The sequence below is a fragment of the Paenibacillus sp. VTT E-133291 genome, from assembly GCF_002264395.1.
Lineage (GTDB): Bacteria > Bacillota > Bacilli > Paenibacillales > Paenibacillaceae > Paenibacillus_AQ > Paenibacillus_AQ nitricinens.
In genome coordinates, this window is record NZ_NFVA01000078.1 from 1 (window position 1) to 12,455 (window position 12,455).

Below are 12,455 nucleotides of genomic sequence, written 5' to 3' on the forward strand. Positions count from 1 at the left end.
TATTTCTCGCATAAACGCTTACCGTCCATTTGGGACGCCGAAGGCGTTTTTGCTTGATAAAGAATTTATATATATAATGGTTTTATGAAGGGAGAACTTCCCGTAGACGTCCTGTCTTCTCATAAACATCCTGAAACAGACGGGAGGGTTGATTTCGAACCGCTGGCTTAGGAGCTACGGTCTCATAGGGCCCAACAACTACAATATTATTAATACTTCCCTTGACGACAGCACCATCCTTAATAATGGCGCCTTCACCAATAATGGCATTTTCAATCTGTACTCCACGTCCAATGCGAACGCCAGGCATAATAACGCTTTGTTTAATTTGGCTCATTTTTCCAATTTCCACACCATTGAAGATTACAGAACGTTGCAGGCTGCCTTCTTGTGTGCAGAATTCATTCACGAGAGAGTCCGTTGATGGCATCTGAACACGTGGTTTATGAACAGCAAGCTTAGTCCGGCGAATCCGGCTATACATCGGCCAATGAGCTTTGTCGAGCTTCATGCCATTGTTTTTTTGCAGAAGATCCATATGTGCTTCCCAGAGACTACCCACAGTACCAACATCTCTCCAATATCCTTTGAAGCGGTAAGCGAATAAATCATCATTCTGATCAAGCATTGTTGGTATAACGTCTTTACCAAAGTCATGACTGGAATTCGGATTAGCTGCATCCCGCAACAAGTGCTCCTTCAGATAAGCCCACTCAAACAGATATATACCCATAGAAGCTAAATTACTTTTAGGTACTTTTGGTTTTTCCGCAAATTCAGAGATTTTCAGTTCCTCATTTACGTTCATCACTCCAAAACGGCTAGCTTCATCCCATGGCACCTCCATGACGGAGATCGTGGCTTTTGCAGCCTTGCCAACATGATAATCCAGCATTTTGCGGTAATCCATATGGTAAATATGGTCACCGGACAGAATAAGTACATGCTCTGGATTACAACTATCGATATACTCAATATTCTTATAAATCGCATCAGCTGTTCCTGTATAGCTGTCTCTGCCTTCAACACCGGAAGGAAGCAAGGTGACACCTTTATCCTTTTGACTATGTAAGCCCCAAGGTTCACCTTCACCGATGTGATCGTGCAAGGATTCAGCTTCATATTGCGTAAGAACACCTACTGTATCGATTTTAGAATTTACACAATTACTTAGTGGGAAATCAATAATTTTATACTGTCCACCGAAAGGGACTGCAGGCTTAGCCATACTGGAAGTCAAGGGAGCCAATCTGCGGCCTTCCCCTCCTGCCAAGAGCATGGCGATACAATCTTTTTTGTTATTCATTTGTTATCCCTCCCATTATTTTGTCAATGCTTGTTATATAAACGCACGACAAGCACTTGAAACGACATAGGTGAAGTATATTGCTGTGTAAAAAGAAAAATTACAATTAATATTTCTTTATCAGAAAATCTTTTGTTTTCACATCAAATCATTTTCAAAATGGTAATATTCGGGTAATCTAATAGGTACAAGCATTCAAAAAGGTGGTGTAGAATTGGCTGAAATCGCAACAATCGATACCCTTCCGTCAGCTGCTGATATTTATTTGTTCCATGAGGGCACCAATTTTCGCAGCTATTCTATGCTGGGTGCGCACACTGCCGCTGAAGAAGGCGTTACGGGCGTGCGCTTTACCGTGTGGGCTCCTCATGCGACATATGTAGGACTAGCTGGTGATCACAATGGCTGGGATGGAACGCAGGACATGGACTCGTTATATAAGATACCCGATTCAGGATTTTGGAGTCGCTTTTTTCCGGGAATAAAGCCGGGAACTTTTTACAAATACAGAATTGTTGCCAGTGATGGCTCCAGCTTTCTCAAAGCGGATCCATTTGCCTTCAAAGCTGAGGTTCGACCGGCAACTGCATCCGTTGTTACGGATCTCAGTGGTTACCGTTGGGGAGATGCTGCATGGCGGAGAAAGAGCAAAGCTCCGTATCATCAACCGCTGAACATTTATGAGATGCATTTTGGAACTTGGCGTCAAAAAGAAGATGGGGAATTTTATAGCTACCAGGAAATGAGTGAAATATTAATTCCTTATTTGGTGGAAATGGGCTATACCCATGTAGAGTTTATGCCACTTGCTGAGCATCCATACGATTTATCTTGGGGCTATCAAGGAACGGGGTATTTCGCAGCTACGAGTCGGTATGGTGAACCCCATGAGTTAATGTATTTAATCGATCACTTGCACCAAGCTGGCATTGGTGTCATTCTGGATTGGGTTCCGGCCCATTTTGCAAAGGATGCACATGGTTTAAGAATGTTTGATGGCTCGCCACTTTATGAATATGCAGATCCAATGTTGGCGGAGAAACCAGGCTGGGGGACTCTTTCGTTTGACTTCAGCAAGCCAGAGATTTCATCGTTCCTCATTTCTAATGCGCTCTTTTGGTTTGAGTATTATCATATTGACGGGATGCGGGTAGATGCGGTTACCAGCATGCTTCGTCTCGATTTTGAAAAACAGGCTCATCAATACCGGCGTAACGTGAATGGGGGTCTGGAGAATTTAGAGGCCATTAAATTTATTCAGAACCTGAATAAAGCGATATTTCAGTACTATCCTAAGGCATTGATGATGGCAGAAGAATCCAGTGCGTGGCCAGGAGTTACAGCGCCAGCTCATGAAGGGGGTCTCGGTTTCAACTATAAATGGAATATGGGATGGATGAATGATACTTTGGGCTACATAGAACATGATTTCTGGGGTCGCCCTCATCATCATAATTTATTAACATTTCCAATATGTTATGCTTATGCCGAAAATTATGCATTACCGTTATCACATGATGAGGTTGTACATGGCAAGAAGTCGTTACTTGACAAAATGCCAGGTTCTTATGAGCAAAAGTTCGCAGGACTTAGGCAACTGCTCGGTTATCAAATTTCCCATCCCGGAAAGAAACTCCTGTTCATGGGAGGAGAATTTGGACAATTTATCGAATGGAAGGATCAGGAGCAGCTGGATTGGCTACTGCTGGACTATGACAGCCATCGTGGCATGCTAGCTTACACTGCTGCACTTAATAAACTGTATCGCTCGGAGAAAGCCCTGTGGGAGCTTGATCATTCCCAAGAGGGTTATCAATGGATTGATGCAGATGACAATGAACAGAGCGTGATTTCATATCTGCGTAAAGGCAAGAAGCCAGGAGATACGTTGCTGTTTATCATCAATTTTCAACCTGTCCAGCGTCAACAGTATCGTATAGGCGTTCCACGCCCAGGAATTTATGAAGAGCTCTTTAGCTCAGAAGATGTAGCGTTCGGAGGGTCGGGTATACACAACTTTCCTCAGAAGAGCAAAAAGTTAGAATGGCATAATCAGGTGAACAGTATAGAGCTAACATTACCGCCTCTTAGCTTCCTGGTGTTTAAGAAATCGTCACGAGTGGGTAAGAGTAAAGAGGCAAATGAGTCATAGATTAAAGAACGAATAGAGAATCCGTACACTTTAAAGGGGGAAATAATCATGAAAGTTTTATTTGCCGCAGCTGAAGCTCATCCATTTATCAAAACGGGTGGTCTGGCCGATGTCATTGGGGCATTACCTAAAGCGCTGAAGGGTGCCGGGGTGGATGTACGAGTGATTTTGCCTAAATATCGTGGGATTCCAGAAAAGTTCACTTCAAAAATGGAGCCTTTAACAGAAGTGTATGTGCCAATCGGTTGGCGTAATCAATACTGCGGGATCGAGCATATGGTTTATGACGGTATCCCCGTTTACTTTATCGACAATGAATATTATTTTGGACGGGACGGAATCTACGGATATATGGACGATGGAGAGCGCTTCGCGTTCTATAATCGTGCGGTGCTGGAGTGTCTGCCAGCGATTGATTTTCAGCCGGACGTCTTGCATTGCCATGATTGGCATGCGGCTGTAATCCCCATGCTGCTACAGGGGCATTATCGACATGATCCATTTTACAAAGAGATGCGAAGTGTATTTACTATACATAACCTGTTGTATCAGGGCGTGTTTCCTTATGAAGTACTTGGGGAGTTATTGGGTCTCGACAGTAGTTATTTTCTAGGGGTTGAGTATTACGGAAATGTGAATTTCTTAAAAGGAGGCATTGTATACAGCGACCGTGTCACCACAGTAAGTCCAACCTACTCGGAAGAAATTCGGACACCTTATTATGGTTACGGATTGGATGGTCTGTTAAATGCGAGAGCGGATGTTTTGAGCGGTATTGTGAATGGAATTGATACAAAAAGCTATAATCCTGCAACAGATACAAGTCTTGTTACCCGTTACCGTTCTAATCTATCTAAGAAAACGGAGAACAAATTAGCCTTGCAGGAGGAATTAGGACTACCTGTGGATGCTAATATTCCGATGGTAGCTATGGTTACCCGTCTTGTGGATTCCAAAGGCTTAGATTTGCTTACTCGTGTATTGGATGAACTGCTTTATAATGATGACATTCAATTTGTACTGCTAGGAACGGGGGATGAGTCCTATGAGCGATGGTTCAGGGAAGCGGCTTGGCGTTATCCGACAAAGCTATCTTCGCAAATCCTCTTTAATGATGCTCTCTCACGTAAAATATATGCTGCTAGTGATATCTTTCTTATGCCTTCCAAGTTTGAACCTTGTGGCATCAGTCAGCTTCTCGCTTTGCGCTATGGCAGCATACCCGTTGTGCGGGCAACCGGTGGCCTGAATGACACGGTTCAACTTTATAATGAAGAATCCGGTGAAGGGAACGGCTTTACGTTCAGCAACTATAACGCCCACGATATGATGTTTACACTTCGCCGGGCGATCTCGTTATACAAGCAGCCAGAACACTGGAAAAAGATTACGAAAAATGCCTTCGCTGGCGATTATAGCTGGAATGTATCGGCTCAGCAGTACATTGATATTTACAATGAAATTACGGAATAAAGATTCATCAGATTCTGTTATAGGTTAATAAGGGAGTGCGCTGAAGTATGACTCATACTTTAGTGTACTCCTTTTTTTGATGAATATTATTAAGGGCATTTTGCCGCATGATTTGGTTAAGATAGGGAATAGTAAATACGTATAAAATTATATAAAAATTGAATAAATTGGAATAAAAGGTCTAAGAAGAATGAGCTCTTTGCTGTGAAACCCATTAAAAGGAAGTTATTGTCACAATTATGCCTTTGCATATTCATGCGTTCTGATTTATAATAAGTCGGTCAAAGGGACTACTAAGATTTTTTTTTCATATGAATAGGGGAGAGATAGAAATGAACAAATGGGGTAAACTTAGTTTAGCTATGCTATTAGCAGTAGGCCTGTTGTCAGGCTGCGGTCAAAATAAAAATGATAGTGATACCGCTGCAAGTGGAGATGCAACTAACGGTGGGGCTACTAAGAAGCTTACGATGGGCACAAGTGCAGATTTTCCTCCTTACGAATTCCATAAGGTAGTAGACGGTAAAGATACTATCGTGGGCTTCGATATCGATATTGCTAAGGAAATTGCTGCCGATATGGGTGCAGAGCTTGTGATTAAGGACTTGCCATTCGATTCACTATTAAACGAATTGTCCAGTGGAAGAGTAGATATTGTAATTTCTGGACTTAGCCCGACGGAAGAACGCAAAAAAGCTGTTGATCTTTCAGACATTTATTACAAGGCGGAGCAAGCGATTGTTGTGCGCGAAGCGGACAAAGATAAATACGCCACTATGGATGCTGTAAAAGGTACAAAGATTGGTGTACAAACCGGATCCATTCAAGAAGAAATTGCTAAAGGGATCGAGGGAGCGAAAATCACTTCGCTTGGTAAAATCTCCGAAATCGTTCTACAATTGCAATCCAATCGTGTAGATACTGCTATCATTGAAGGACCCGTCGCCAAATCATTCGTTAAGAATGTTCCTGGTCTTGTAATCACTGATGCTAAGCCAGAAGTTGAGGATGACGGTTATGCTATTGGTATTAAAAAAGGAAACAAAGAGCTACTGGATCAAGTAAACAGCACACTGACACGTTTAAACTCAGAAGGTAAAATTGATGAGTTTGTGACGGCAGCTAGTGAGCTTGCAGATAGCACGAAATAAAGAAGTAACGTATTTTTTTAAAGGCTGCTTAAGTAAATTGTATGTGTATACAGAAAATAGCGGCAATAAGCTATTTTCTATTTTTTTGGAGATGGGAGGATAGAATATGGACATTAAATTATTTCAAATGGCTTATGATTATCGTGATTTTTTCCTGACCGGTTTGCAGTATACCTTACTGCTTGCTGTTCTGGGTGTATTCTTTGGTTTTATTCTAGGGATTATCGTTTCCTTGCTACGTATGTCCAAATGGGGTGTGCTTCGCTTCTTGGCAACAGCCTGGGTAGAATTCCTTCGTGGTACACCTATGCTTGTACAACTGTTTCTCATCCATTATGGATTGGCTACGTTTGGGATTGAGTTTACACCGATTCAGTCGGGTGCAATTACCTTATCCATTAACAGTTCTGCTTATCTTGCAGAGATTTTCCGTGCGGGGATACAGGGTGTAGATCGTGGACAAATGGAGGCAGCCCGTTCGCTTGGTATGAAGCAAGGGATGACTATGCGTCATATTATACTCCCTCAAGCACTTAAGAGTGTTCTTCCGGCCATCGGAAATGAATTCATCACTATTATCAAGGAATCATCCATTATTTCTTTTATCGGCGTAACGGATTTGATGTTTCAAGCCCGAACAGTTACAACGATTTCTTACGATGGTATGACACCCCTAGTAATTATCGCATTTATGTACTTTGTGCTGACATTTACGCTATCGAAGATTCTGGGTAGACTGGAAAGGAGGCTGAATACCGATGATCGCCGTTAAGAATTTGCAAAAAAATTATGGGAAGCTGGAAATTCTCAAGGGAATTGACTTGGAGATTCATAAAGGTGAGGTCGTCGTCGTTATCGGACCGAGTGGATCGGGTAAAAGTACCTTTCTGCGCTGTTTGAATCTCCTGGAGCAGCCAACTGGTGGCGAAATCACTTTTGAAGGTGAATCTATTACCTCCAAAAAGCACGATATTAATGTCACGCGTGAGAAGATGGGAATGGTATTTCAGCAATTTAACCTCTTTCCTCATAAAACAGTTCTGCAGAACATTACACTAGCACCGATTAAGGTAAAAAAACAGCAGCAGTCCGAAGCGGATAAATTCGCAATGGAGCTGCTTAAGACAGTAGGCCTTGAAGATAAAAAGGATGCTTATCCTGCTCAGCTGTCCGGAGGACAGAAGCAACGGATCGCGATTGCCCGTGCGCTGGCGATGCAGCCTCATGTGATGCTCTTTGACGAGCCAACCTCAGCCCTTGACCCAGAGATGGTCGGTGAGGTGCTGGAGGTTATGAAGAAGCTTGCAGAAGATGGGATGACTATGGTCATTGTTACACATGAGATGGGCTTTGCCCGCGAAGTGGGCGACCGTATTCTATTTATGGATGGCGGCGTGATTGTAGAGCAGGGTACACCTGCACAAGTATTCGGCAATCCTCAGCATGTACGTACTCAGGATTTTTTAAGTAAAGTGTTATAAATAAGTCAAATTGTAGCGGCGCTCGGGCAGGTTATCCGGGTGCCGCTTTATTTTTTTAACAGTTGCGTGATTTGAGGATATAATGGACTGAGTTCATTTATTTATGTAAACCATGTATAATAGATGGTCAATCAACTTGAAAAGGAGTACATACATAATGAGAGATGATCTGCGCCGGATCGGCATTATTGATATTGGTTCTAACTCTATACGTCTTGTAATCTATGATACAACGCCGGAGGGAGGCTATAAGATCATCAAGGAGTGTAAGTACTCTGCGCGTCTTAGTGAGAAGATTACGAAGGAAGGCCGACTGGAACAGAAGGATATGGAGACCATAATTCCAGTCTTGCGCCAGTTTAAAGAGATCTGCAATGCTTTTGAAGTGGAGACTATTCGCGCAGGGGCTACAGCGGCAATCAGAAATGCAGCTAACTCCAGTGAAATTATTGCCTTTTTGTCAGAAGCATCTACCATTCCAATTGAGGTTATCAGTGGCCATCAGGAAGCTTACTTTGGTTTCTTGGGTGTTATAAACGCATTTAATGTTGAGGATGGCTACGTCATCGATATTGGTGGCGGGAGTACTGAAATTACACTTTTTCGCGGGCGGCGATATCAGCATAGCATTTCCTTTCCGTTCGGAGCGGTGAACACCAATCTTATGTTTGGTCAAGGCGGGAACTGGAATGGAGAGCAGATTCAGAAACTTGAAACCTATGTTCTGGGGAGATTGGTTGAACATGATTGGCTTAACGCAACAGCAGGCCTTCCGTTGTTTGGTCTGGGAGGCACGGTTCGTTCTTTAGGGAAGCTGGATCAAAAGACTAGAGCCTACTCTTTACCAAACTCTCATGGCTACACCATGGCCAGTGAGACGATTGAGCATTTTATGAACACATTACCATCAATGCCTTATGATAAACGTAAAGATTTAGACGGGTTGTCTAAGAGTCGGGCAGATATCATTGTGTCCGGGTTGATTATTTTTCATACGGTATATCAGTATATTGGGGCTAGCCAGGCTGTAATCAGCGGGGAAGGGCTCAGGGAAGGTATGTTACATGATTTACTGAAGCCAGAGCAACCGGTGCGGGACAGTGCGCTTGAATACAGTTTAAATACGATCATTCGGTTTGATATTCGTACCTCTAAACGGTATTTAGATCATATTAATAAGCTTGCGCTAAGTCTGTTTGACGCGTTCAAGGATGAGGAGAATAAAGCTGAACACGAGATGTTAATTTATGTATCCATCATGCTACATCGAACGGGGTCTAACATTAACTATTATCAATCTAAACGGCACACCCTGTATTGGCTGATGAATTCACCGATTCGTGGACTGACACACCGCCAGCTTATCCTGTGCGCGTTGATTGCCTCGTACAGCACAAAAAGCCGGAAGCAGAAATTGTCCCAGATGTATAAGGACATTTTGCTGCCTTCCGACGAAGAGTGGATTCATAAGCTCGGATCGCTTGTACAGCTAAGCATTACACTGGACAGCACCGAGATCGGGATTGTAAGCGGCTTGAAAGCTAATTTACACGGCAATACCCTTAATCTGGACCTTGAGGGCGCTTCAGCGCTTCTGATTGGTCTAGAGGACATTGAGAACGCCATAAAAGCATTTAAGAATGCTTGGACTGTGAAGGTTAAACTCGATTTTCCTTCCAACGTGTAACATCCATTGCTGCGAACTGGCTCCGGAAAGGGGCCTTTTTGTCGTCTGCTTGCTCGTAATATCCATTAGGCTGTAAGAAGCTTGCCTTCACATTATCTTTAAGGGATAGTTCAAGAATCTTAACAATTTGTTTGCGAATATTGCTGTCTCTTACCGGACACATCAGCTCGATCCGTCGAGTTAGGTTTCTTGTCATCCAATCTGCACTGGATAAATACACCTCAGGATTCCCGCCATTTTCAAAATAGTAAATTCTTGAATGTTCCAGAAAGCGGTCGACAATACTGCGAACCGTAATGTTTTCGCTCAAACCTTCAATCCCCGGACGAAGACAACAAACCCCCCGAACGATTAAATCGATAGATACACCAGCCTGTGCGGCACCATATAAATCGTCGATGACTTGTTGATTAGAGAGTGAGTTCATTTTGGCAATGATACGTGCAGGTCTTCCAGCTGCAGCATGCTCCGCTTCACGCTTCATCAATTTTTGTAAGGAAAGGCTCATGTCCGTTGGAGCTACAATGAAGGAATTCCAGTCAAAATCAGCGGAATAGCCCGTCATTTGATTAAACAGCTCTGAAGCATCAAGTCCGATATCGCTTTGAGCAGTAAATAGACTGAGATCCGTGTAGACTTTGGCTGTACTGTCATTGTAGTTTCCTGTGCCTACATGTACGTAGCGACGTAGCTCTTGACCTTCCTGACGGACAATCAAGGTAACTTTGGCATGTGTTTTGAGTCCAACAAGACCATATACAACATGACATCCGGATTTTTCAAGTTGACGAGCCCAAGCGATGTTGCGTTCCTCATCAAATCTGGCTTTTAACTCAACAACTACTGTTACCTGTTTTCCGGATTCAGCAGCATTAGCCAGTGCAGTAATCAGAGGAGAGTTACCGCTAACCCGATAGAGTGTCATCTTAATAGCCATTACTTGTTCGTCCTCTGACGCTTGAATGATAAAGTCCGTCATCGCATCAAAGGATTCGTAAGGGTGGTAGACCAGCACATCTCGCTCACGTAATACCTCGAAGAAATCCTCGTTCTCTTCAAATTCAGCTGGGTAGACCGGCTCAATACTTGGATAGTTTAAGTAACTAAAGCCCTTAATACTGCCGGCGAAGTTACGAAGGAAACTTAGATCTAGCGGACCTTCAATTTCGAATACGAAATCTTCAAGTTCAAACTCAGCTTGCAGCTGTTCCAAAGCATATGGATGAATTCCTTTTTGTACTTCAAGTCTTGCTGGAACACCGCGGCGACGCTTGCGCAGCTCCTTTTCAATCTCTTCCAGAAGATCCTCGGCCCCTTCTTCGTCGATCGTGAGATCAGAGTTGCGGGTCAAACGAAATTCACTAACGGCAACCGGCTCGTAACCACTGAATAAAGTTTGAATGTGATGACGGATGACATCCTCTATAAATACGAACTGCCGTTTCTTACTGTTAGATCGGTGTGGTAGTGGAATACATCTTGGCAGATTTGATGGAATTTGCAGAATAGCAAAAAAAGGCTCTTCTTCAAGGCCATTCTTACGAGTAAGAACAACTGCTAAATAGATAAATTGGCTATGAACGAGTGGAAACGGTCGACTCTGATCTACAGCCATTGGCGTAAGTACAGGATAGATGATATCCCGGTAATATTGTTCTATGGACTGTTCCTGTGCATGAGTGAGATCCTCATAATCCACAAAAACGATACCTTCTTTATGCAAACTCCGTGAAATATCACGGAAAATCCGGTATTGGTCGGCAACAATTTTGGTAACTCGTTTGATGAGACGTTTGTATAGCCCGGAAGGGGTGTAGCCAGTGAAATCTTTTTTAGTATAGCCTGCCCGGATTTGATCTTGAATTCCTGCCACTCGAACGCTTATGAACTCATCAAGATTGCTTGAGACGATAGCCAGAAATCTAGCCCGTTCCATTAGCGGATTATCGGGGTCTTGAGCTTCTTTAAGCACGCGTCGGTTAAATTCGATCCAGCTCAAATCTCTATTGAGGTAAGCAGTGGCTGGGCTGCTTTGGTTGTTTTTATTCTCTTCTGTATTCATGGGACCTCCAAATATGATTCGTGTCTATATCTATTCTATTTATCATATTCTATCATTCTACTATTGGATAAAGCATGAAATGTTAACGCTATGTAAAATATTCGGGAATTTTATATGTTATTTTTTAAAAAAATGTGTATGAATCTTTAAATTTAGTTTACATAATAAAAAATATGTTAACCAGCACCTCCAAAAATGACAATATTGAAACTTGATTTTTCATAATGGTAACAATTACATAAGCACAGGTTACAAAATTGTGATATATTAAGTCCTGTCAGTTTTACAAAAGACTGCAACACACCAAGAAATCACACACGGGATGTACATAAGTACTTAAAATGTACACGAGCGTATACGGAAGTCATACCGTTCACGCCCATCTAATGAGGAGGCAATTATGAAAAACAGATTTAGAACAATTAAAACCCTTGCTGCAATTATGGGAATCAGTGCATTATTGCATGCTGTTCCAGCTCATGCAGACAGCGTTCATATCGCTAAGGATGGCAACACGTTTTATACTTTATCCAAGCAATATAATGTAGGTATGAATGAATTAATGAAAGCAAACCCAAAGGTTGCAGCCCTTAACATTTACGAAGGTCTTGAAATTACTATCCCTAGTAAGATGCAGGCTGAGTCCGTAACTACAACTGACAAATCTCCAGTGATTACACCAAGTCTGAATGTAAACTCAGAGTCGAAAACAGTTGAAGCATGGGGGAAGTCGTTTAATTATGACAAATCGATTCAAGTCAAAGCTTCAGCTTATTCTTCTGCAAGCAGTGAGAATGGCGGATGGGGTGCAGTAGATTATTTCGGAAATCCTCTCAAGATCGGTACTATTGCTGTTGATCCAAATGTGATTCCTCTTGGTACCAAAGTATTGGTGACAGGGCATTCACATGATGGATTGCCTAAAGATGCATTCTTAGCAACGGCAACGGATGTGGGCGGTGCTATAAAAGGCAATCGTATTGATATCTTTATTCCTGGTAGCCAAAGCTTTGTATCATCATTTGGTTATCAATATGTACAATTATACATTGTTAAATAGATAGATAAAAATAGAGAAAATTTTAATTAATAAAGAGATATGAAAAGTTCTAAAATAAGGTTACACAGGAAACGGAGGGAGTC

The 12,455-nt window shown here is 42.4% G+C and carries 9 protein-coding genes; 7 read left to right on the forward strand and 2 right to left on the reverse strand.

What is annotated here, in order from left to right:
* Window positions 1-82 precede the first annotated feature (82 nt).
* A complete protein-coding gene (locus CA598_RS24310; protein ID WP_094869166.1) occupies window positions 83-1,306 on the reverse strand; it encodes a glucose-1-phosphate adenylyltransferase in 1,224 nt (407 codons plus the stop codon).
* A gap of 214 nt (window positions 1,307-1,520) precedes the next feature.
* Between CA598_RS24310 and glgB the strand changes: the two genes are divergently transcribed.
* From glgB to CA598_RS24340, 6 genes are all read left to right on the forward strand, one after another.
* Entirely contained in the window at window positions 1,521-3,458 is a 1,938-nt protein-coding gene (glgB, locus tag CA598_RS24315; protein ID WP_094878186.1) for a 1,4-alpha-glucan branching protein GlgB, read from the forward strand.
* Window positions 3,459-3,506: 48 nt separating this feature from the next.
* Entirely contained in the window at window positions 3,507-4,931 is a 1,425-nt protein-coding gene (glgA, locus tag CA598_RS24320) for a glycogen synthase GlgA (RefSeq protein ID WP_094878187.1), read from the forward strand.
* A gap of 332 nt (window positions 4,932-5,263) precedes the next feature.
* Window positions 5,264-6,082 (forward strand): transporter substrate-binding domain-containing protein, encoded by an 819-nt coding sequence (locus CA598_RS24325; RefSeq protein WP_094878188.1) that lies wholly within the window; start codon window positions 5,264-5,266, stop codon window positions 6,080-6,082.
* 106 nt (window positions 6,083-6,188) lie between these two features.
* Window positions 6,189-6,854, forward strand: coding sequence for an amino acid ABC transporter permease (locus CA598_RS24330; RefSeq protein ID WP_256989731.1), 666 nt, complete (start codon window positions 6,189-6,191; stop codon window positions 6,852-6,854).
* Complete coding sequence (locus CA598_RS24335; RefSeq protein ID WP_042188767.1) at window positions 6,841-7,563, forward strand: amino acid ABC transporter ATP-binding protein; 723 nt, start codon at window positions 6,841-6,843, stop codon at window positions 7,561-7,563. Before CA598_RS24330 ends, CA598_RS24335 begins: the two co-directional genes overlap by 14 nt.
* Before the next feature lie 157 nt (window positions 7,564-7,720).
* Entirely contained in the window at window positions 7,721-9,250 is a 1,530-nt protein-coding gene (locus tag CA598_RS24340) for a Ppx/GppA phosphatase family protein (RefSeq protein WP_179283756.1), read from the forward strand.
* Here the strand turns inward: CA598_RS24340 and ppk1 are convergent.
* Window positions 9,222-11,312: a polyphosphate kinase 1 gene (ppk1, locus tag CA598_RS24345; RefSeq protein WP_094878190.1), complete on the reverse strand. Its 2,091-nt coding sequence runs from the start codon at window positions 11,310-11,312 to the stop codon at window positions 9,222-9,224. The genes CA598_RS24340 and ppk1 overlap by 29 nt on opposite strands.
* 400 nt (window positions 11,313-11,712) lie before the next feature.
* Here ppk1 and CA598_RS24350 point away from each other — a divergent pair, with 400 nt between their 5' ends.
* The gene (locus CA598_RS24350; protein ID WP_094878191.1) at window positions 11,713-12,372 is read left to right on the forward strand and encodes a 3D domain-containing protein; all 660 of its coding nucleotides are present in this window, start codon (window positions 11,713-11,715) and stop codon (window positions 12,370-12,372) included.
* Window positions 12,373-12,455 lie beyond the last annotated feature (83 nt).